The following is a 21,048-nucleotide window of genomic DNA, read 5'->3' on the forward strand; positions in this document are numbered from 1 at the left end:
TATATTGATCAATCTTGATTGATAGGATCAATATGTCGTCCATGCGCACCGACTATCTATCTGCCCAGGATGCTGCCGCGCGGCTCGGCGTAAACCTTGCGACGCTATACGCCTATGTCAGCCGCGGCCGCATCGATTCGCGCCCCGGACCGGATGGCCGCACGCGGGAATACAGCGCCAGCGACATCGAGCAATTGATCGAGCGCAAGCAGGCTGGACGCGGGGCGGCGCAAGGCGCCGCGCATAGTCTGGCGTGGGGATTGCCGGTGATGGAAACGCGCATCTCGTTGATTCGTCCGCGCGGGCATTACTACCGCGGCGAGTCTGCCATCGCCTTGGCGAAAAGCGGCGCCACGCTGGAGGAAACGGCACGACTGTTGTGGGATTGCGCTGATCACGATCCCTTTGCCGCCGACTCACCGCCCCGCTGGCCGGAGTCCATCACACTTCTGCTTCGCCAAGCCGATGTGCCGCCGCTGGAACGAACCATCGCTGCACTGCCGTTACTGGCTCTCGATGCCATGCATGCGCACAGTACAAATCCGCTGCATCGCCGCCACGACGCGGCGCTGCTGTTACGAGAGACGGCGGCGTTGCTGTGTGCAACCCAACCCAGTACTCAGTCCATTCACCGCGTGATGGCCGCGCACTGGCGCAAGGAAAGCGCGGGCCTATCCGACCTGGTGCGCTGCGCCTTGGTGTTGTGTGCTGATCACGAACTCAACGCGTCTTCGTTCGCTACGCGCGTCGCCGCATCTACCGGCGCCAGTTTGCATACCGCCGTGTGCGCGGGATTGGCGACGCTATCCGGCCCTCATCACGGCGGACAGGCGGCTCGAGCGCATGCGCTGATCCAGGACATGCTGCGCGAACGCAAACCCGTCGAGCGCGTTCGCGAGCGCCTTCGCCGCGGCGAAACGCTGCCGGGCTTTGGGCATACGCTGTATCCCGAAGGCGATCCACGCGCGACGGCATTGCTCGACGCGCTGAACGCTACGCGTCCGCGTCCCGCCAAGCTGGCTGCCATCGATCGTTTGATGGATGCCGTAAAGGCGCAATGCGGCCGGCATCCGAATCTGGATTTCGCATTGGCGGCGATTGCTTCGGCATACGAATTGAATGCGGATGTTGCTTTGGCAATGTTTGCTGCCGGCCGCATGGCTGGGTGGTTGGCGCACGCGCTGGAGCAGCAGGAAAGCGGAAGCCTGATTCGGCCGCGGGCCAGTTATGTGGGGCGCATGCCGCAGCGTGAAGGGTGATGGTTGTTGTGCTTTTTTGATGGCTTGCGTGAGCGGGGCTGTTTCCTTCAGAGCGCGCCTCGCCTTCCGCGCTCCGGGGCCAGCCTTCGGCTGTCCAAATTTGTTCCCGACAATTGTGCTCAGCCCATCCATAGGCTTCGCCCTTCCGCGCTGCGCGCTCCAGGGCCAACCTTCGGTTGTCCAAATTTGTTCCCGACAATTGTGCTCAGCCCATCCATGGGCTTCGCCCTTCCGCGCTGCGCGCTCCAGGGCCAACCTTCGGTTGTCCAAATTTGTTCCCGACAAATTTGTGTCGAACCGAAAGGTTCTCATCAGACCTCTCTCCGTCACCCATAAAAAACGCTCTTTCGGGCGCTCTTTACGCGAGTGGCGAAAGTAGAGAGAGGGGGATTGTTCGGCCCATCCATGGGCCTCACCCCTCCGCGCTACGCGCTCCGGGGCCAGCCTTCGGCTGTCCAAATTTGTTCCCGACAAATTTGTCGAACCGAAATGGTTCTCATCAGACCTCTCTCTCCGCCACCCATAAAAAAACGCCCTTGCGGGCGCTTTTTTATGGGTGGCGGAGAGAGAGGGATTCGAACCCTCGATAAGGCTTTTGACCCTATACTCCCTTAGCAGGGGAGCCCCTTCGGCCTCTCGGGCATCTCTCCATGTTTTGTCCCCGTGCGTCACATGGCTATCACGGGAGCCGGAAAGGATACCGGCCGTTGCCCGTCAGGTAAAGGGGGAATCAATGTCCGCCTGACTCGCCGGTCGCGCCGCCGTTCTCGCTCTCACCTTTGATGCGCTGATAAATCTCCTCGCGATGCACGGCAACGTTTTTGGGCGCATTGATGCCAATGCGGACCTGGTTGCCTTTGACGCCAAGAACGGTGACGGTCACCTCGTCGCCGATCATTAGGGTTTCCCCGACCCTGCGGGTCAGAATCAACATAGCTGTTACTCCATTTAATGCTTGTGGTCACAGGCCGTCTGCATGTTGTTGCCTCACCCCTGAGCACATCACCACGCAGTTCTGACGTTAGCGTCCGTCAAAGGCCTTACCGCCTTCCCGGCTCTCCAATCGTCGAATTGCTTCGAAAAACAATTCGACACTTAAACAGCGCCACCGCAAACAGCGACACCGATATCTGACCGATACTAGCCGAGCCCCTGCGTTGGGTGCAATCTATACAGATTCTTGACAGCAGGTCCATACGCAGCGCATCAACTTGCCAATTGCTGACCGATCCAGGCCACTGTACCGGTCAAAATGTCAGGCAATTGTGGTTTGTCGATGCCGCCGCCTTGTGCCATGTCCGCGCGCCCGCCACCTTTTCCCTCGATCTGATGGGCAACCTGCGCCACCACGTCGCCGGCCTTGACGCGACCGGCTGCTTTGCCGTTGACGCCGGCGACCAGCGAAACACGCCCATCCACCGCGCCCGCCAGCACGACCACGCAATCAGTCAGCTGCTGTTTCAGTTGATCAACGCCATCGCGCAGGGCTTTCGCGTCCAGTCCCTCCAGGCGGGCCGCAACGACTTTGACGCCGTCGATGTCCTTTGCCGCTTGAGCAAGATTACCGGTCATCGAGCCCGCAGCCTTGGCGCGCAGGGACTCCAATTCACGCTCCAATTTCTTCTGGCGATCGAGTAATTGACGCAGCTTTTCGGTGGCGTCGTCGCCGCTGCTGGAAAGCAGGTGCGACAACTCGTTTAAGCGGCGTTCTTCTTCGCCAACATACGCCAACGCACCGTTACCGGTTACCGCCTCGATACGACGCACGCCGGACGCCACGCCCGATTCGCTGACGATCTTGAACAGGCCGATGTCGCCGGTACGGCCTACATGCGTGCCACCGCATAGCTCGGTGGAGAATTCGCCCATCTTCAGCACGCGCACTTCATCGCCGTATTTCTCGCCAAACAGAGCCATGGCGCCGAATTCGATCGCATCGTCGTAAGCCATATGGCGCACTTCGGCTTCGACGTTGCGACGCACTTCGATGTTGACCTGCGCTTCAATCTTGGCCAATTCCTCGCGGCTGACAGGCTTGAAATGCGAGAAATCGAAACGCAGGCGGTCGGGTGCCACCAGCGAGCCTTTCTGCGTAACGTGCGTACCCAACACTTTGCGTAGCGCTGCGTGCAGCAAGTGCGTGGCGGAGTGATTGAGCACCGTGGCCTGGCGGCGCGACGTGTCGACATCGGCGTCCAGCACATCGCCCGTACGCAAGGGTCGTGCACCATGCCAGCGACCGGCATGGCCGAAGAACACGCCGCCCATCTTGATCGTGTCGTTCACTTCAAACCGACCCTCGCCGTTCGACAACGTGCCGGTATCGCCCACCTGACCTCCCGACTCCGCGTAGAACGGCGTTTGATCGAGGATGACCAAGCCTTCCTCACCTTCCGTGAGCTGCCCAACCTGCTTGCCGGCCTGGACGATGCCAACCACCTTGCTGGCGCGGCTGGAGAGCGTTTCGTAGCCGAGGAAAGCGGTCGGCGCAAGCTGGCTGGCCAGTTCGGCGGGCATCTGGCCTTTGGCCTCAAAACGGCTGGCGGCACGTGCGCGCTCACGCTGCTGCTCCATCGCCTGTTCGAAACCGGCCATGTCGACGCTGAGTCCACGCTCGCGGGCAATGTCGGCCGTCAAGTCGACGGGAAAACCGTAGGTGTCGTATAGGCGAAACGCATCTTCACCAGCGATCGTGCTACCCGATTTGGCGGCAACCTCGTCGAACACACGCATGCCGTGCTCCAGCGTTTCGCCGAAACGCTGTTCTTCCGTGCGCAACGCGTCTTCCACGAAGGATTGCTTGGCGACCAGCTCTGGATACGCCGCACCCATCTCTTCCACCAGCGGCTGCACCATCTTCCAGAAGAAGTCGCCCCGCACGCCAAGCATCCAGCCATGGCGCAGTGCGCGGCGGATGATACGGCGCAGCACATAGCCGCGGCCTTCGTTGGACGGCAGCACGCCATCGACGATCAGGAACGAGCAGGCGCGGATGTGATCAGCGATCACGCGCAGGGATTTGTTGGCGAGATCCGGCGTCTTGGTGAGTTCCGACGCCAGCTTGATCAGGTGCTGGAACAGATCGATTTCATAGTTGGAGTGCACGTGCTGCAGCACGGCCGCCAGGCGCTCCAGACCCATGCCGGTATCCACGCACGGCGCCGGCAGCGGGGACAGCGTGCCATCGGGTGCACGGTCGAACTGCATGAACACCAGGTTCCATATCTCGATGTAGCGATCACCGTCTTCATCCGGCGAACCGGGCGGGCCACCGGCGACGTCAGGGCCATGGTCGTAGAAGATTTCCGAACACGGCCCACACGGGCCGGTATCGGCCATCTGCCAGAAGTTGTCGGAAGCGAACGGCGCCCCCTTGTTGTCGCCGATGCGTACGATCCGTTCGGCCGGCACACCCATTTCCTTGGCCCAGATATCAAAGGCTTCGTCGTCGGTGTGATAAACGGTGACCCACAGCTTTTCCGCAGGCAGCTTCAGCACGACGGTCAGCAATTCCCACGCATAGCGGATCGCATCGTGCTTGAAGTAGTCACCGAACGACCAGTTGCCCAGCATCTCGAAGAAGGTGTGGTGGCGCGCGGTGTAACCCACCGAATCGAGGTCGTTGTGTTTGCCGCCGGCACGCAGGCAGCGTTGCACGTCGGCCACGCGCGCGTAGGGCAGTTTCTCACTGCCGAGGAATACGTTCTTGAATTGCACCATGCCCGAATTGGTGAACAGCAAGGTCGGGTCGTTGGCCGGTACCAGCGCGCTGGAAGGCACGATGGTGTGGTCCTTGGTGCGGAAGTAATCGAGAAAAGCGGAGCGGATATCGGCGGTTTTCATGGAGTTCGAGGCACAAGACGAAAGGGCGCCACAAGGCGACGCCACCGGCCCTCAGCCGGCCCGCGCAGGGGCCTCAAGGGGTTTCGTCAGCAGCATCGTCCACGTCGGCGTGGGTAACATCCCGTACTGTGGCGGCCGGGAAGCCCCGGCGCAAGAGGAACTGCGCACGGCGGGCGCGTTCGGCGGGGTCCGTAGTGCCTGTGCGGTAGCGCCGACGCAGTTGGGCGGCGGCAGATTCGTCCCAATCGACGTCCGCTGCGTCCAGCAAGCTGCGAATGCGGGCATCCGACAAGCCGTGGCTCTTCAGCTCCGCACGCAGGCGCATGGGGCCATAGCCCTGGGCGGAACGATTGCGGATCAAGGCTTCGGCGAAGCGGTCGTCGTCTTGATAATGCTGCTCGCCCAGGCGATCAATCGCTTCGCTGGATTCGTCGCGGGCGTAGCCGCTGCGATCCAGTTTCTGGCGCAGTTCCTTGCGGGAGTGATCACGGCGCGCAAGCAAGCCCAGCGCCTTGTTGTAGGCGCTGGCTTTGGGTTTGGCATTGGGATCGTCGTCGCGTTTCTTCATGACTGCGCGAGCTCCCCTCCTTCTCCATCAGGGAGCAGGTGGGAAAAGCGGCATCAAAACACCTTGTACACCTGCCCCGTCTGCGCCCCTTCCACGCTGCGCGCAAACGCCAGCGCTGCACGCGCCGCGCTGACCGGCTCAAACCCGCGAAAGAACGGTGCATACGCCGGCATCGCCTCGATCAGCACATTCGGGCTCACCACATTGATGCGCAAGCCGCGTGGCAACTCGATTGCCGCCGCACGCACGAACGCTTCCACCGCACCGTTTACCAGGCTCGCAGAACTGCCCGCCACGATCGGCTGCTCGGACAAAATGCCAGTGGTCAGCGTGATCGAACCACCATCGCGCAAATGGTCACGCGCCGCGAGGGCCAGGTTCACCTGTCCCATCAGCTTGTCGGCAATGCCTAGCGTGTGTAGCGATTCGCCATAAGCCGCTGGCTTGAAATCCGCCAGCGGCGCGAACGTGACCTTGCCCGCGGCACTGATCACCGCGTCCAGCTCGCCCGCTTGCCGAAGGGCGTGGTGAATGCTGGCGACGTCGGTCAGATCGATGCGAAGGCTGCCGGAGTTGCGTCCGGCAGCCACCACTTCGTGGCGTGATGCGAGTTCCGCCTCTACCGCACGTCCTAATGTGCCCGAGGCGCCGACGAGCAAAATCCTTAGCCGTCGCTCAGCCATCGTCAAGCTTCCTCTACCGCTTCTTCGGAAGCAGCCACGGCGCCACCGGTACTCACCAACAGGCGTGCGCGCAGTTCGCGATCGACCTCATCGGCGATCTTCGGATTGTCCCGCAGGAACTGACGCACATTTTCCTTGCCCTGGCCGATGCGGTCGCCCTTGTAGCTGTACCATGCGCCGGATTTTTCGATCAGGTTCTGCGCCACGCCAAGCTCGATGATCTCGCCTTCGCGCGAGGTACCCTCGCCGTACAGGATCTCGAACTCGGCCTGGCGGAACGGCGGCGCCACCTTGTTCTTCACCACCTTCACGCGCGTTTCGGAGCCGATCACTTCCTCGCCCTTCTTCACCGCCCCGATGCGGCGGATGTCCAGTCGCACGGAGGCGTAGAACTTCAACGCGTTACCGCCGGTAGTGGTCTCGGGGCTGCCGAACATCACGCCGATCTTCATGCGGATCTGGTTGATGAAGATCACCAGGCAGTTGGATTTCTTGATGTTGGCGGTGAGTTTGCGCAGCGCCTGGCTCATCAGGCGGGCGTGCAGGCCGACGTGGGAGTCGCCCATCTCGCCTTCGATTTCGGCCTTGGGCGTGAGTGCGGCGACCGAGTCGACCACCACCACGTCCACAGCGCCGGAGCGCACCAGCATGTCGGCGATTTCCAGCGCCTGCTCGCCGGTGTCGGGCTGCGACACCAGCAGATCCTCGATATTCACACCCAGCTTCTGCGCGTAGATGGGGTCGAGCGCATGCTCGGCGTCGACGAATGCGGCGGTACCGCCGTTCTTCTGGCAGTTGGCGATTACCTGCAGGGTGAGGGTGGTCTTACCCGAAGATTCCGGACCGTAGATTTCGACCACGCGGCCACGCGGCAAGCCGCCGACGCCAAGGGCAATGTCCAGGCCCAGCGATCCGGTGGAGACGGTTTCAATATTGTCGTCGGTGCGGTCGCCCAAGCGCATCACCGCGCCTTTGCCGAATTGCTTCTCGATCTGGCCGAGGGCCGAAGCGAGCGCTTTGCGCTTGTTGTCATCCATCGTCTTGATTCCGCTGTTCAAAGTGGTCGTGGCGAGCATGATGCCGCGTGGTCGTCTCACGGGCTGGGATGCAGGAAGGATGCTCTAACCCATTCTGCCCAGGCGTCTACGCAGAATGGGTTAGAGCGTTCTTGAGTATCCCACATCGGTCAAGCGCCGGACCGCTGGTTAATTTCTGCTCAATCCGTAAGTATCGCCAGCACGCCTTCGAGAGCCGCCGCCACGGTCTGCCGCCGTATGGCCTCGCGATCACCTGCGAAATGAAAGCGTTGGGCATGTGCTGCACCGCCGCGTTGCTGCCAGCCTATCCACACCGTGCCGACCGGTTTCTCCGGCGTACCGCCAGCAGGTCCGGCAATGCCCGTAACCGCCACCGCCACGGCGGCATGCAAGCGCTCCAGCGCACCAGACACCATTTCCAGCACCGTCGCCTCGCTCACCGCACCGGTACGCTCGAGCGTTTCCCGCTTGACGCCCAGCAGCGACATCTTGGCTTCGTTGCTATAGCTGACCACGCCGGCCTCGAACCAGGCGGAGCTGCCGGACAGATCGGTGAGCGCCTTGGCGATCCAGCCGCCAGTGCAGGATTCGGCGGAGGCCAGCATCCGTTTGTGTTGCTGCATGGCGCCGGCGATGTACGTGGCCAGCATTGCCAGATCGGCGTCAGTAGGAACAGATGACGACTCCATGCGAAACTCCGCGTCTTGCAAACGCCCTGTTGTACTCGCCTAGCCCTACGACGCCAAGACTTGACCGCATGAATCAGGACGAACTTTCGCTGCACACCCCGCTGATGCGCCAGTACCTCGCAGCCAAGGCAGCGCATCCGGATGTGCTGCTGTTCTTCCGCATGGGCGATTTCTACGAGCTGTTCTACGAGGACGCGCGCAAGGCTGCGCGTCTGCTGGATATCACGCTCACGCAGCGTGGGCAATCGGCGGGGCAGCCGATTCCGATGGCAGGCGTGCCGTATCACGCGGTTGAAAATTATCTGGCCAAGCTGGTGCGGTTGGGCGAATCCGTAGCGATCTGCGAGCAGATCGGCGATCCGGCACTCGCGAAGGGCCCGGTGGAGCGCAAGGTGGTGCGCATCGTCACGCCAGGCACGGTGACGGATGCGGCGCTGCTGGAAGAGCGGCGCGACAATCTGCTGCTGGCGATCGCGGCAGGCCCGCATGGCAGTTACGGCCTCGCATGGGTCGATCTTGCCAGCGGCCGTTTCCTGCTCAGCGAGGTGTCGAACGCCGAAGCGCTCGCCGCGGAATTGGCGCGGCTGCAACCGGCCGAAACGCTGGTCGGTGAAGATGTGGCGTGGCCGAAGCTGGTCAGCGCCCTGCCCGGCTTGCGCAAGCGGCCGCCGTGGCATTTCGATGGCGAAGCATCGCGGCGGGAACTCAACCGCTTCTTCGGCACGCGGGATCTCGGTGGCTTCGGTGTCGACAACTTGCCGATGGCGATCGCTGCGGCGGGCTGCTTGCTCGGCTACGTGGAAGAAACACAAAAGAGCGCACTGCCGCATCTTTCCGGGATGGCCGTCGAAAGTGCCAGCGAAACGATTGCACTCGATGCCGCCACACGCCGCAATCTGGAATTGGATACGCATCCGAGCGGGCGCATCGAACACAGCCTGCTCGGTGTGCTCGACGAAACGGTAACGCCGATGGGCGCGCGCTTGATGCGCCGCTGGCTCAATCGCCCGTTGCGTTCGCGCGATGTGCTTCGTCGTCGACATCAGGCGATAGGTGCCCTGATCGAAACACATCGCCACGAAGGGCTGCGCGATCAACTGCAAGGCATCGGCGATCTCGAGCGCATTCTCGCGCGGGTTGCTTTGCGTTCGGCGCGTCCACGCGATCTTTCTACGCTGCGCGATGGCTTGTCCGCCGCCCCCGCATTGCGTGCATCGATCGCCAGCGTGGACAGCCCGCTGCTGCACAGCTTGGTCGAAGGCATCGGCGATCATGCCGCTACGGCTGAACTCCTCCAGCGCGCCATCGTCGAGCAACCACCCGTGCTGCTGCGCGACGGCGGCGTCGTCGGGGATGGTTATGACGCCGAGTTGGATGAACTGCGCCGCCTCGCCACGCACGCCGACCAATACCTGGTGGAACTTGAAGAGCGTGAAAAAGCCGCCAGCGGCATTCCCACGCTGAAGGTCGGCTACAACCGCGTACACGGTTACTACATCGAAATCAGCAAAGCCCAGTCGGACAAGGCACCTACGCATTACACGCGCCGGCAAACCACCAAGAACGCCGAACGCTACATCACGGAAGAACTCAAAACCTTCGAAGACAAAGTGCTCTCCGCCAAGGAACGTTCGCTGATGCGCGAACGTGCGCTGTATGAAGCGCTGCTCGACACGCTCACCGAGCAACTCGAGCCGCTCAAGCACGCCGCCGCCTCCATGGCCGAACTCGACGTGCTGTGCACCTTGGCCGAGCGTGCCGAAGCGTTGGACTGGAGCGCACCGGAACTCACCGATGAACCTGGCCTGCTGATCGAGCGCGGCCGTCATCCGGTGGTGGAAAAAGTACGCGACGAGCCGTTCGAGCCGAACGATCTGGTGCTGGATGACCACCGCCGCATGCTGGTGATCACCGGCCCGAACATGGGCGGTAAATCCACCTACATGCGCCAGAACGCATTGATCGTGCTGCTGGCGCATATCGGCAGCTATGTTCCCGCGTCGCGCGCGGTGATCGGCCCGATCGATCGCATCTTCACCCGCATCGGCGCCGGCGACGATCTTTCACGCGGCCAATCCACCTTCATGGTGGAAATGAGCGAAACGGCGAACATCCTGCACAACGCCACGCCGCAAAGCCTGGTGCTGATGGACGAAGTGGGCCGGGGCACCAGTACGTACGATGGCCTGGCGCTTGCACGCGCTGCTGCCGTGCATCTGGCTGCCAGCAGCAAAGCCTACACGCTGTTTGCCACGCATTACTTCGAATTGACCGAGCTTGCGATCGAATATCCCAGCATCGCCAATGTGCACCTCGATGCTGTCGAATACGGCGACCAACTGGTCTTCATGCATGCCGTGAAAGAGGGCCCCGCCAATCGTAGTTTCGGTTTGCAAGTCGCAGCCCTGGCCGGCCTGCCTAAATCGGTGATCGCCGATGCACGCAAGACGCTGGCGCAGCTGGAAAACGGCATGCACGGCCCTGCCGCGAAGCCGTCACTGCAACACGAACCGTCGCCACAACTGGGGCTGTTTGCACCGCCCGAGCCTTCCGCCGCCGAACGCGCCCTCAAGGACGTTGATCCGGACGTACTAACGCCGCGCGAAGCGTTGGACGTTCTGTATCGGCTAAAAGCCTTGGCCTGAACGAACCGCGCCGCGGACTCTTTGCGGCGCGGTTGCGGATGCAGGCTTCATCAGACTGCCTTCTACTGCGTAGCACTCAGGCTGCGGCGGGAAGCGGCGCCGGAAAGGGTTCACGCCACGCTGGCAAAGCCATCAACTGGTTGTGCCAGCGCATGACGTTGGCAAACTCATCCACCGGCAGGCGGGCTTCCTTGGCCCATGGCAGCAAGACGCCCACGCCAAAGTCAGCGATGCTCAGCTTCTCGCCGACCAGATACTCGTGCTGTGCCAGATGCGCGTCGAGTACGCTGGCAAAACGCTTATAGAAGTTGGTGGCTTCCTCCACAGCGGCAGCATTCACTTCCCCCAGACCCAGGAATGGCTTGATGTGGTGCTCGAAATACAACGTACCGCCATGGCGAGAAAAATGACTGATATCCCACGACAGCCAGCGCAGCACTTCTACTTGGCGAGTGGCCTCGGAGGGCCATAAATCGGAGCCAGCCTTCACTGCCAGATGAGCCATGATGGCTGTGCTCTCCCACAGTTGCAGGCCGCCATCGATCAGCAGCGGCACCTTGCCGTTAGGATTCAGCGCAAGGAATTCGGGCTTGCGGTGCTCGCCTTTGCCTAGATCTACCCGCACATACTCGACTGGCGAACCTAGATATTTCGCCACAGCGCACGCCTTACGCGGATTCATCGTCTCTGCGTAGTACAGCTTCATGGTCATGACCTCACTCTGCTCGGTTGGAGGCGGGTAACCGCCAGGCATCCACAGTTTGTCAGTGCCTTACATATGTTCAAGAACATATTTTGCTTTCGCAGTAGGCTTTGGCCGCCTCAACCACCCTGCCCGCCCCCATGCCACTGAGCGCCGAACACAAGCAAAAGACCCGCCAGCGCATCGTGGAGTGCGCGCGGGAATTGTTTAATCGACGCGGCTTCGAAGAAGTCTCGATCGACGAAATCATGCAGCATGCCGGCCTCACACGCGGCGGCTTCTACAATCACTTCAAAGCCAAAGAAGATCTCTACGCCGAAGCAATATCAACATTTATGCACATCGATCCTGCCGAGCACTGGAAAGGCATACGGTTCGATCCCTCAGCCCGTGGCGAAGCATTTGCGCGCCAGGTCATCGAGGCCTATCTGTCCACCGCGCATCTGGAAGATATCGAAAACCAGTGTCCGATGATCGCCCTGCCTTCCGACACCGCTCGCGCAGGACCGCGTGTGCGGCAAGCCTATCGATGCTTGGTGGAGAACATGGTCAGCATGCTGGAACATGGATTGGATACGGGAGCCGACAGCAGTGCACGCCAACGCAGCCTGGCCGTCACGGCTCTTTGCGTCGGCGGCATGGTGCTGGCACGCACCGTCGACAATCCTGCATTCGCCGACGAAGTGCGACGTGCAGCGCGCAACCTGGCGTTGGAACTGATCGGTTCGTCATCTGATTGAGTTGTCATCGGGCTGACTCTCATTCCGGCCATCAACGCGTGGCCGCTCGGTACTGTCGCTACGGCCCTGCCATAGCCCACGCCTATGAAATGGATCGGAACAATTCAATTCACGTGAGGAGCAGGTCCACGTAGATTGGCCTGCAAGCCAGCCGACGCCAGCCCCCTTCCCACCGAAAGGACTTCAGCCATGAATGAAGACGTCAACACCGTCACTCCCACTGCCGAGACGGCAGGGTCCGCCGCACCGAGCGCATCAAAGTGCCCTTTCCATCACGCGACCGGCGGTACGACCAACCGCGATTGGTGGCCGAATCAGCTGAACCTCAAGCTCCTGCATCAGCATTCCTCCTTGTCCGATCCGATGGACCGGGACTTCGACTACGCCGCTGCCTTCCAAGGCATCGACCTGCAAGCGTTGAAGCACGACCTGCATGCGCTGATGACCGATTCGCAAGACTGGTGGCCGGCTGACTTCGGCCATTACGGTCCCTTGTTCATTCGCATGGCCTGGCACAGCGCCGGCACCTATCGCACTGGTGACGGCCGTGGCGGCGCCGGTGCCGGGCAGCAGCGTTTCGCGCCGCTCAACAGCTGGCCCGACAACGGCAATCTGGATAAGGCGCGTCGATTGCTGTGGCCGATCAAGCAAAAATACGGGCGCAACATCTCCTGGGCCGACCTGATGGTTCTTGCCGGCAACGTGGCGTTGGAATCGATGGGGTTCAAAACGTTCGGCTTCGGCGGTGGCCGCCAGGACGTGTGGGAACCGGAAGAAGACGTCTACTGGGGCACCGAGACCACCTGGCTCGGTGGCGACAAGCGCTACAGCGGTGAGCGTGAGCTCGAAAATCCGCTCGCCGCCGTGCAGATGGGCCTGATTTACGTAAACCCGGAAGGTCCGGAAGGCAATCCCGATCCGCTCGCGGCTGCGAAAGACATCCGCGAGACCTTCGCACGCATGGCCATGAACGACGAAGAGACCGTCGCCTTGATTGCAGGCGGCCATACGTTCGGCAAGACCCACGGCGCCGGCCCGGCAACGCATGTCGGCCCCGAACCGGAAGCGGCCGGCATCGAAGAAATGGGCCTGGGCTGGAAGAACAGCTTCGGCTCCGGCAAGGGCGCCGATGCCATTACCAGTGGCCTGGAAGTGACCTGGACCAGCTCGCCGACCAAGTGGAGCAACAACTTCTTCTGGAACCTCTTCGGCTACGAGTGGGAGCTCACCAAGAGTCCCGCTGGCGCACACCAATGGACACCGAAGGGTGGCGCAGGCGCCGGGACAGTGCCGGATGCGCATGATCGTTCCAAGCGCCATGCACCATCGATGCTCACCACCGATCTCGCCCTGCGCTTCGATCCGGCGTACGAGAAAATTTCGCGGCGCTTCCTTGAGAATCCAGACGAATTCGCCGATGCGTTCGCGCGGGCGTGGTTCAAGCTCACGCATCGCGACATGGGTCCGCGTGCGCGCTATCTCGGTCCGGAAGTGCCGGCTGAAGAACTGATTTGGCAAGACCCGGTTCCCGCGGTCGATCACACGCTGATCGACGAACAGGACGTCGCAGCGCTCAAGGCCAAACTGCGGGCTTCGGGCCTCACCATTTCGGAACTGGTTTCCACCGCGTGGGCGTCGGCATCGACGTTCCGCGGCTCCGACAAGCGCGGCGGTGCCAACGGTGCGCGCATTCGCCTCGCCCCGCAGAAGGATTGGCAGGCCATCCAGCCCGAGCAGCTGTCGAAGGTGCTCAAGATACTCGAAGGCATCCAGCAGGCTTTCAACAGCACGTCATCCGCTGGCAAGCGGGTGTCACTCGCTGACCTGATCGTGCTGGGTGGCTGCGCAAGCATCGAGGAGGCTGCGAAAAATGTCGGCGTACATGTGACGGTTCCTTTTGCACCGGGACGCACGGACACCTCGCAGGAACAAACCGACGTCGAGTCGTTCGCCGTGCTCGAACCGGTGGCGGATGGCTTCCGCAATTACCTCAAGGGCGCGTTCTCCGTTCCGGCCGAAGTGCTGCTGCTCGACAAGGCGCAACTGCTGACGCTGACCGCGCCGGAGATGACTGTGCTGGTTGGCGGCATGCGTGCGCTGGATACCAACTTCGGGCATACGCGGCATGGCGTTTTCACCAAGCGGCCGGGAACCTTGAGCAATGATTTCTTCGTCAACCTGCTGGACATGGGCACGACGTGGAAGCCCGCGTCACGCGCACAGGACGTGTTTGAAGGACGCGATCGCACGACCGGCGAGCTCAAGTGGACGGCAACGCGCGTCGATCTCGTTTTCGGTTCGAACTCGCAGTTGCGCGCCTTGGCCGAGGTCTATGCAAGCTCCGACGCGCAAGAGAAGTTTGTCCGCGACTTCGTGGCAGTCTGGAACAAGGTGATGAATTTGGATCGTTTCGATCTGGCGTGAGCAAGGCGGGCTGGGATGACAATCCCCTCCTGAAAAAAAAGCGCCGCAGCGTTTTCACGCTGCGGCGTTTCCGTCTGAAGTCAGGCGGTTACCGCTGGGAACGAATGGAGTCAGGCGGCCATGCCCGAAAGCGTGCTGGGCAGTTCTTCGTAAGGCGTGACGGTTGCGATAACCATGGGCGGCGTCGACACACGTGCCGGCAAGCGTTCGGCACGCACCAGTTGATCGATGGATTGCTGCACTTCGCCCAGGCCAAACGGTTTCCTGATGAAGTCGTCGGCGCCGAAGCGCTGCACGTAGAACTGCTCGGTGGCTTGCTGATTGCCGCTGATCATCACGATCGGAATATGCTGCGTCAGCGGATCATGGCGCAATGCACGCAGCACGGCGAAGCCATTGATGCCCGGCAGCACCACGTCCAGGAAAATCAGTTCCGGCTGCTCGGTTTTGGCCAGCTCGAGGGCGCTCTCGCCATCGACAGCCTTCTGCACGCCGTAGCCTTCCTGCTCGAGCATCTTGCCGAGTACCGCGCGAATGGTCGGCGAATCGTCCACCACCAGCGTGCGCAGTCCCTTCGCGGCTTGCACGAGATGCCCGCGATGTGCGCCTTCCGGTGCGTGACCGCCCAGCAACCGCTTGAAGAAATCGATACCGCTCATTTGGCTTCCCCCTTGAATCGCGTATCGCGGCAACCTCTCCCGGGTTGCCTGCGTTGGCGAAAAGATCATCACGCAGATGGGCGGGGATTTCTGAGATGTGCTGCTCAGGGAAAATCCTTAAGCCGTCGCAGTTCTCGACGTTCCTGCTTGTTCGGCCGGGTCGGCGGACGATTCAACCCGGCTCCGCTCAGACGGCGCAGCTCGCGGGCCTGCTCGCGGGCAAGCCGGCTGGCCTCGGTTTCGCGGTAGAGCGTCTGGGCCGCGCTGGCCGGTCCGCGCAGCTCGGCCAGCGTCAGTATTTCCAGTTCCAGCCGCTCCTCGCCACGCGTCAGGCGCACGGTGTCGCCAACGTGCAGGGCCTTGGAAGGCTTGCAGCCCGCACCGTTCACATCGACCTTGCCGCCATCGATCGCCTGCTTGGCCAGGCTGCGCGTCTTGTACATACGTGAGGCCCATAGCCAGACGTCGGCGCGGACTTCGGCAGGGGTTTCATCGGGTGCGTGTTTCATGGTGGCATTATCGGTGTACGGCCTGGCGGATGCAGGGTAAGTGGGCACGCCAGGATGCCAAGGCAAGCCTGATTCGCATGGGGGATCCGCATGTTGCTCTATCTGCTGGACCTGGTTGGCGTAGCCGTGTTTGCGGTGAGCGGGGTGCTGGTGGCAGCGCGCGCCGGCATGGATCTGCTCGGTGGCCTTGCGCTGGCCGCGCTTACGGCGATCGGCGGCGGCACATTACGTGATGTACTGCTCAATCGCCAGCCGATTTTCTGGGTGAAAGATGTGCGCTATCTGCTGGTGATTCTGGCCGCGGCCGCGTTGACCATGGTCTATCTCGCGTTCTTTCCGCCGCCAGGCCGTAGCTTTCTGGTAGCGGATGCCCTGGGGCTGGCGCTGTTTGCGATCAGCGGTGCGCAAATTGCCGAAGCGACGGGATTGTCGTGGCTCATCGTCGTGTTGATGGGAACCGTGACCGGCACCGCCGGCGGCATGTTGCGCGACGTGATGAGCGCGCGGGTGCCATTGATCTTTCAGCAGGATCTGTATGCGACGGCGGCGATTGTCGGGATCGTGGCGTATGTGGTTTTGCAGAAGCTCGGGGCGCCGCGCGGCATAGCGGTAAGCGTCGGCGTACTGGTGATTTTGTTGATGCGTCTGCTGGCGGTTGCATGGGGTATGCACTTGCCGCGCTTGCACCTCATCGCGGTATAGCTCCCATGGCCGTCATTCCCGCGAAAGCGGGAATCCATTTTGATCTGATGCATCCTTGAACATGGATTCCCGCTTTCGCGGGAATGACGGCCACGGGGGTTAAGCGGCTCCGTGTTACCGCTCCTCCATCCGTGCTTTGGATGGAGGGACTTCCCTCAACCCAGCAACACGCGATTCAAGCGCTGCACGAACGCTGCCGGATCAGGCAACGGCGCACCCGCAGCAATCTCCGCCTGTTCCAGCAGCAGATTGGCCAGGTCCTTCGCCTTGCCTTCGTCGCTTTCGCTTTCCACTCGCTTGAGCAACGCATGTTGCGGATTGATCTCCAGCGCCGGCTTGCTGGAAGGCATGTCGTGGCCGGCCTCGCGCAACAGGCGCGCCAAGTGCGGGGCCATCTCGTAGTCGGACAGGGCCAGGCAGGACGGGGAATCGGTAAGGCGCGCGGATACCTTCACGTCGCCAACGCGATCGCCGAGCAGATCCTTCAGCTTCTTCAACAACGGCTCGGCCGCCTTGCTGGCTTCTTCCTGCTGCTTCTTCGCTTCTTCATCCAGCGGCAGCTCGCCCTTTGCGACGTTGCGCAGTTTCTTGCCGCTGTACTCGTTCAAGCTGCCCAGCATCCATTCGTCGATGCGATCGGACATCAGCAGCACTTCGACGTCCTTGGCCTTGAACGCTTCCAACTGCGGGCTGCCGGAAGCAGCGGCGTGGCTGTCGGCGGTGATGTACCAGATGGTGTCCTGGCTCACCGGCATGCGGCCGATGTAATCGTCCAGCGACACGTTCTGCGTGCTGCCTTCGCCCTTGGTGGAGGCAAAGCGCAGCAGCTTGGCGATGCGCTCGCGATTGGCATGGTCTTCCACGATGCCTTCCTTGAGCGTATTTCCGAACGCCTTGTAGAAGGTCGTGAATTTCTCCGGCTCGTCCTTCGCAAGTTTTTCGATCAGGTCCAGCACGCGCTTCACGCAGGCGGCCTTGATGCGCTCCAGCTGGCGGTTATGCTGAAGGATTTCGCGACTCACGTTGAGCGGCAGATCATCGGCATCGACCACGCCGCGCACGAAACGCAGGTAGTTAGGCAGCAATTGCTCGGCCGCGTCCATGATGAAGACGCGCTTGATGTAGAGCTTCAGCCCCTTGCGCTCATCGCGGCCTCCCATCATCAGCTCGAACGGCGGCTGCGATGGAAGATAAAGCAGGGTGATGTAGCTCTGGTTGCCTTCGACGCGGTTGTGCGTCCAGGCCAGCGCATCGTTGAAATCGTGGCCGAGCGACTTGTAGAAGTTCTGGTATTCCTCGTCGCCGATTTCGCTCTTGGGCTTGGTCCAGAGCGCCGAAGCGGCATTTACGGTTTCCCACTCGTCGGTGGGTTTGTCTTCCTTTTCCACCGGCAGCCGGATCGGGAACGCGACGTGGTCGGAGTAGCGGGTAATCAGCGAACGCAGTTCCCAGCGCTTGAGGAAATCATCCTCGTCAGCCTTCAAGTGCAGCACGATCGCCGTGCCGCGTTCGGGCAGCTCGATCTGTTCCAGCAGGTATTCGCCCTTGCCATCGCTCTCCCACTTCACGCCCTCGCTGGCCGGAAGGCCGGCGCGGCGGCTGAGCACGGTGACCTTGTCGGCCACCACGAAGGACGAATAGAAGCCCACGCCGAACTGGCCGATCAGGCGCGCATCGCTTTTTTGTTCCGCGCTCATCGCCTCCAGGAAACGGCGCGTGCCGGAGCTGGCGATGGTGCCTAGGTTGGCGACGATTTCGTCCCGGCTCATGCCGACACCGTTATCGCGCACGGTAACGGTGCGCTTGTCGGCATCCCAGCTTACGTCGATATGCAGCTCGGCATCGCCGGCGAGCAACTCGGGCTTGCCGATGGATTCGAAACGGAGCTTGTCGCAAGCATCCGATGCGTTGGAGATCAGCTCGCGCAGGAAGATTTCCTTGTGCGAGTACAGCGAGTGCGTCACCAGGTGCAGCACCTGAGCGACTTCGGCTTCGAATTTGCGGGTTTCGGCTGTCGTGGTCATGGTGTCGTTGAAGGTTGGTCAGGTTACGAAGAAGGACAAAGGTAGCTCTCTCGGGGAGAGAAGTGGGTGAGGAATGAAGATTTACCCCCGGACTTCAACGAATCGACGCTCTGAACCCGGCGGTATCGCAAGATTCCCCTCACCCTGCCCCCCCGGCGGGAGGGGGAAAACCCATTACATCATTTGCTTCTGCAACGCCGCGATGCGCTCATCCAGCGGCGGGTGGCTCATGAACAGGCGCTGCAGCCCCTGCGCCAACGGACCGGAAATGCCGAAGGCAGCCATCGTCTTGGGCAGGGTGCTTTCGCCATGGTTGAGCTGCAGGCGCTGCAACGCCGAGATCATCGCACCACGGCCGGCCAGCTTGGCGCCGGCGGCGTCGGCACGGAATTCGCGCCAGCGCGAAAAGGCCATCACGATCATCGAGGCGAACAGCCCGAACACCAGCTGCAGCACCATCACCGAGACGAAGTAGCCGATGCCGGTGCCTTCACGATTGTCGCGGCCGCCGGAAAGCCAGCTATCCACCAGGCGGCCGACGATACGCGCGGCGACGATCACCAGCGTGTTGAGCACGCCCTGGATCAAGGTGAGCGTGACCATGTCGCCGTTGGCGACGTGGCCGATCTCGTGACCCAGCACGGCGGCGACCTGCTCGCGGTCCATCTGCTGCAGAAGCCCGGTACTCACCGCGACCAGCGCATGGTTCTTGCTCATGCCGGTGGCGAATGCGTTCATTTCCGGCGCGTCGTAGATCGCCACCTCGGGCATGCCGATGCCGGCGTTCTGCGCGTGGCGGCGCACCGTGTCGACCAGCCAGCGCTCAGCCTCGTTCTGCGGCTGCTCGATCACCCGTGCGCCGGTGCTCATCTTGGCCATCCACTTGGACATGGCCAGCGAAATGAACGCGCCGCCCATGCCAAAGACCCCCGCATAGGCAAGCAGCCCGCCCATCCCGCCGTAGCCGCGCATGGCTGCCCACTGATCGATGCCGAACACGCGGCAGACGATGCTGAGCAGCAGCAGGACCGCGATGTTGGTGAGAAGGAAAAGTGCGATGCGGCGCATAGTCGTCCCTAAAGAGTTCTTCCGAATATGTGATGGTAACTGGCACCGGAGATTCTGGCTAAACCTCCGTTTTTCAAGAGTTAGGTACCCACCGCCGAGAGGCCGGTCAGCTTTCGTAGAATGACGCGATGAGCTATCGCGGACGCTTCGCTCCCTCCCCCACCGGTCTCTTGCACGCAGGCTCCCTGGTCGCCGCGGTGGGAAGCTGGCTGTGTGCGCGCCACGAAGGCGGCCAGTGGCTGGTGCGCATGGAAGACATCGACCCGCCGCGTGAAGCGCCCGGTTCGGCTGCGGCGATCCTTGCCGCCCTGCCCGCGTTCGGCCTGGCCGCGGACGAACCCGCCATCTATCAGTCTTCCCGCATCGGCGCGTACGAAGCCGCTTTCGAGCAATTGCGGCAGGCTGGCCTGGCATTTCCGTGCTGGTGCAGCCGCAGCGACTTGGCGGCGGCGGGCGGCATCCATCGTGACGGCCGCTGCATCGCCGGGCCCGATCCCCATCGCGAACCGGCCTGGCGCGCACGAGTTGCAGATGAAACCATCCACTTCGTCGATGAACTGCAAGGCCCGCAGCAGCAACACTTGCGTGAAAGCGTGGGCGACTTCGTGATCCGCCGTGTGGAAGGTTTCTACTCTTACCAGTTGGCCTGCGTGGTCGACGATGCCTGGCAAGGCATCACCCAGGTGGTACGCGGCAACGATTTGCTCGATTCCACGCCGCGTCAGATCTGGTTGCAACGCTGCCTGGGTTTGTCGACACCGCGTTACTTGCATTTGCCACTGGTACTGGACAGCGAAGGGCGCAAATTGTCGAAGTCGGAACGCTCACGCGAAGTCGATCCCTTCGACCCGATGCCCGCCCTGCGTCGCGCGCTCGCGTTTCTGGGCGTGACGGCCGAGGAAACAGCCCTCCATCCATCCGATTTGCTGGGCGCAGCACTCGAACATTTCGATCCGCGTCGATTGACGCAATGCAGCGACCATCGCGCTGCTTAACCTTGTATAACGAACCGATGCGCAGCTTCGGCGTGCCGTCAAGAACTGCTATGCCTTCATGAGGTCTGCGTATAACCTCAACGGGTTCGCGCGCGTTGCGCGGTACTTCATTACGCAGACATTACAAGGAGAACAGGCATGACCCAGCGTACGGCTCTCGTCACAGGCGGCACTGGCGGCATTGGTACCGCGATCGTGCGCTACCTGGCCAAACAGGGACACAAAGTTGTCACGAACTACCGCGACGAAGCCAAGGCCGAGGCATGGCGCAAGGCCATGGCCCAGGACGGCATCGACGTCGCCATGGTGCCCGGTGACGTCGCCGATCCGGTCTCCTGCGAGAACATGGTCAACGCGATCCATCACAAAGTTGGACAAGTGGAGATCCTGGTCAACAACGCCGGCATCACCCGCGACACCACCTTCCACAAGATGAGCTACCAGCAGTGGATGGACGTGGTGAACACCAACCTCAACGCCTGCTTCAACGTCACCCGCCC

At 61.8% G+C, this 21,048-nt stretch carries 18 protein-coding genes and 1 tRNA gene; 7 read left to right on the top strand and 12 right to left on the bottom strand.

The features are described 5' to 3' along the window. Positions 1 to 32: 32 nt before the first annotated feature. A complete protein-coding gene (locus V7M64_RS14755) occupies positions 33 to 1,259 on the top strand; it encodes a citrate synthase family protein (protein WP_333680080.1) in 1,227 nt (408 codons plus the stop codon). Between the two features lie 557 nt (positions 1,260 to 1,816). On the opposite strand, the gene V7M64_RS14760 is transcribed toward V7M64_RS14755, so the two are convergent. The 7 genes from V7M64_RS14760 to V7M64_RS14790 form a co-directional block, all read right to left on the bottom strand. Further along, a tRNA-Ser gene (locus tag V7M64_RS14760) sits at positions 1,817 to 1,909 on the bottom strand. Positions 1,910 to 1,989: 80 nt separating this feature from the next. Further along, positions 1,990 to 2,193, bottom strand: a complete 204-nt coding sequence (gene csrA / locus V7M64_RS14765) for a carbon storage regulator CsrA (RefSeq protein WP_192675612.1) — start codon at positions 2,191 to 2,193, stop codon at positions 1,990 to 1,992. A 272-nt stretch (positions 2,194 to 2,465) separates the two neighbouring features. Further along, complete coding sequence (gene alaS / locus V7M64_RS14770) at positions 2,466 to 5,102, bottom strand: alanine--tRNA ligase (RefSeq protein WP_333680084.1); 2,637 nt, start codon at positions 5,100 to 5,102, stop codon at positions 2,466 to 2,468. 73 nt (positions 5,103 to 5,175) lie between these two features. Then, the gene (locus tag V7M64_RS14775) at positions 5,176 to 5,670 is read right to left on the bottom strand and encodes a regulatory protein RecX (protein WP_333680086.1); all 495 of its coding nucleotides are present in this window, start codon (positions 5,668 to 5,670) and stop codon (positions 5,176 to 5,178) included. Between the two features lie 53 nt (positions 5,671 to 5,723). Continuing rightward, positions 5,724 to 6,353 carry a short chain dehydrogenase gene (locus tag V7M64_RS14780; RefSeq protein ID WP_333680088.1) on the bottom strand — a complete coding sequence of 210 codons (630 nt, stop codon included), beginning with the start codon at positions 6,351 to 6,353 and terminating at the stop codon, positions 5,724 to 5,726. A gap of 2 nt (positions 6,354 to 6,355) precedes the next feature. Further along, on the bottom strand, positions 6,356 to 7,390 hold the full coding sequence (recA, locus tag V7M64_RS14785; RefSeq protein ID WP_333680105.1) for a recombinase RecA: 1,035 nt from the start codon (positions 7,388 to 7,390) through the stop codon (positions 6,356 to 6,358). Between the two features lie 179 nt (positions 7,391 to 7,569). After that, complete coding sequence (locus V7M64_RS14790) at positions 7,570 to 8,079, bottom strand: CinA family protein (RefSeq protein WP_333680090.1); 510 nt, start codon at positions 8,077 to 8,079, stop codon at positions 7,570 to 7,572. 68 nt (positions 8,080 to 8,147) lie between these two features. On the opposite strand from V7M64_RS14790, the gene mutS reads away from it, so the two are divergent. Further along, a complete protein-coding gene (gene mutS / locus V7M64_RS14795; protein ID WP_333680091.1) occupies positions 8,148 to 10,724 on the top strand; it encodes a DNA mismatch repair protein MutS in 2,577 nt (858 codons plus the stop codon). Between the two features lie 76 nt (positions 10,725 to 10,800). Here the strand turns inward: mutS and V7M64_RS14800 are convergent, their stop codons facing one another. Further along, positions 10,801 to 11,436, bottom strand: coding sequence for a glutathione S-transferase family protein (locus V7M64_RS14800; RefSeq protein ID WP_333680092.1), 636 nt, complete (start codon positions 11,434 to 11,436; stop codon positions 10,801 to 10,803). Positions 11,437 to 11,537: 101 nt separating this feature from the next. Between V7M64_RS14800 and V7M64_RS14805 the strand changes: the two genes are divergently transcribed. Continuing rightward, on the top strand, positions 11,538 to 12,167 hold the full coding sequence (locus V7M64_RS14805) for a TetR/AcrR family transcriptional regulator (RefSeq protein WP_333680094.1): 630 nt from the start codon (positions 11,538 to 11,540) through the stop codon (positions 12,165 to 12,167). Between the two features lie 189 nt (positions 12,168 to 12,356). Then, complete coding sequence (katG, locus tag V7M64_RS14810; RefSeq protein WP_333680095.1) at positions 12,357 to 14,591, top strand: catalase/peroxidase HPI; 2,235 nt, start codon at positions 12,357 to 12,359, stop codon at positions 14,589 to 14,591. Positions 14,592 to 14,701: 110 nt separating this feature from the next. Here katG and V7M64_RS14815 read toward each other — a convergent pair whose 3' ends face one another. Then, the gene (locus tag V7M64_RS14815; RefSeq protein WP_333680096.1) at positions 14,702 to 15,250 is read right to left on the bottom strand and encodes a response regulator; all 549 of its coding nucleotides are present in this window, start codon (positions 15,248 to 15,250) and stop codon (positions 14,702 to 14,704) included. 104 nt (positions 15,251 to 15,354) lie between these two features. Further along, on the bottom strand, positions 15,355 to 15,759 hold the full coding sequence (locus tag V7M64_RS14820) for an RNA-binding S4 domain-containing protein (protein WP_333680097.1): 405 nt from the start codon (positions 15,757 to 15,759) through the stop codon (positions 15,355 to 15,357). A gap of 90 nt (positions 15,760 to 15,849) precedes the next feature. Here V7M64_RS14820 and V7M64_RS14825 point away from each other — a divergent pair, with 90 nt between their 5' ends. Next, a complete protein-coding gene (locus tag V7M64_RS14825; protein WP_333680098.1) occupies positions 15,850 to 16,461 on the top strand; it encodes a trimeric intracellular cation channel family protein in 612 nt (203 codons plus the stop codon). A gap of 155 nt (positions 16,462 to 16,616) precedes the next feature. Here V7M64_RS14825 and htpG read toward each other — a convergent pair whose 3' ends face one another. Both htpG and htpX read right to left on the bottom strand, forming a co-directional pair. Next, positions 16,617 to 18,485: a molecular chaperone HtpG gene (gene htpG, locus V7M64_RS14830; protein WP_333680099.1), complete on the bottom strand. Its 1,869-nt coding sequence runs from the start codon at positions 18,483 to 18,485 to the stop codon at positions 16,617 to 16,619. Positions 18,486 to 18,659: 174 nt separating this feature from the next. Then, positions 18,660 to 19,553 (bottom strand): protease HtpX, encoded by an 894-nt coding sequence (htpX, locus tag V7M64_RS14835; RefSeq protein WP_333680101.1) that lies wholly within the window; start codon positions 19,551 to 19,553, stop codon positions 18,660 to 18,662. Between the two features lie 128 nt (positions 19,554 to 19,681). Between htpX and gluQRS the strand changes: the two genes are divergently transcribed. Then, positions 19,682 to 20,548 (top strand): tRNA glutamyl-Q(34) synthetase GluQRS, encoded by an 867-nt coding sequence (gene gluQRS, locus V7M64_RS14840; protein WP_333680103.1) that lies wholly within the window; start codon positions 19,682 to 19,684, stop codon positions 20,546 to 20,548. Positions 20,549 to 20,686: 138 nt separating this feature from the next. After that, on the top strand, positions 20,687 to 21,048 hold a 362-nt coding region (locus V7M64_RS14845; RefSeq protein WP_333680104.1), incomplete at its 3' end, for an SDR family NAD(P)-dependent oxidoreductase.

The sequence above is a fragment of the Dyella sp. genome, from assembly GCF_036746095.1.
In the GTDB taxonomy this organism is placed as follows: Bacteria; Pseudomonadota; Gammaproteobacteria; order Xanthomonadales; family Rhodanobacteraceae; genus Dyella_B.

Coding starts and splice junctions, on each gene's coding strand:
- V7M64_RS14755 (WP_333680080.1), top strand. CDS start 33: ATGTCGTCCATGCGCACCGACTATCTATCTGCCCAGGATGCTGCCGCG.
- csrA (WP_192675612.1), bottom strand. CDS start 2,193: ATGTTGATTCTGACCCGCAGGGTCGGGGAAACCCTAATGATCGGCGAC.
- alaS (WP_333680084.1), bottom strand. CDS start 5,102: ATGAAAACCGCCGATATCCGCTCCGCTTTTCTCGATTACTTCCGCACC.
- V7M64_RS14775 (WP_333680086.1), bottom strand. CDS start 5,670: ATGAAGAAACGCGACGACGATCCCAATGCCAAACCCAAAGCCAGCGCC.
- V7M64_RS14780 (WP_333680088.1), bottom strand. CDS start 6,353: ATGGCTGAGCGACGGCTAAGGATTTTGCTCGTCGGCGCCTCGGGCACA.
- recA (WP_333680105.1), bottom strand. CDS start 7,390: ATGGATGACAACAAGCGCAAAGCGCTCGCTTCGGCCCTCGGCCAGATC.
- V7M64_RS14790 (WP_333680090.1), bottom strand. CDS start 8,079: ATGGAGTCGTCATCTGTTCCTACTGACGCCGATCTGGCAATGCTGGCC.
- mutS (WP_333680091.1), top strand. CDS start 8,148: ATGAATCAGGACGAACTTTCGCTGCACACCCCGCTGATGCGCCAGTAC.
- V7M64_RS14800 (WP_333680092.1), bottom strand. CDS start 11,436: ATGACCATGAAGCTGTACTACGCAGAGACGATGAATCCGCGTAAGGCG.
- katG (WP_333680095.1), top strand. CDS start 12,357: ATGAATGAAGACGTCAACACCGTCACTCCCACTGCCGAGACGGCAGGG.
- V7M64_RS14815 (WP_333680096.1), bottom strand. CDS start 15,250: ATGAGCGGTATCGATTTCTTCAAGCGGTTGCTGGGCGGTCACGCACCG.
- V7M64_RS14820 (WP_333680097.1), bottom strand. CDS start 15,759: ATGAAACACGCACCCGATGAAACCCCTGCCGAAGTCCGCGCCGACGTC.
- V7M64_RS14825 (WP_333680098.1), top strand. CDS start 15,850: ATGTTGCTCTATCTGCTGGACCTGGTTGGCGTAGCCGTGTTTGCGGTG.
- htpG (WP_333680099.1), bottom strand. CDS start 18,485: ATGACCACGACAGCCGAAACCCGCAAATTCGAAGCCGAAGTCGCTCAG.
- htpX (WP_333680101.1), bottom strand. CDS start 19,553: ATGCGCCGCATCGCACTTTTCCTTCTCACCAACATCGCGGTCCTGCTG.
- gluQRS (WP_333680103.1), top strand. CDS start 19,682: ATGAGCTATCGCGGACGCTTCGCTCCCTCCCCCACCGGTCTCTTGCAC.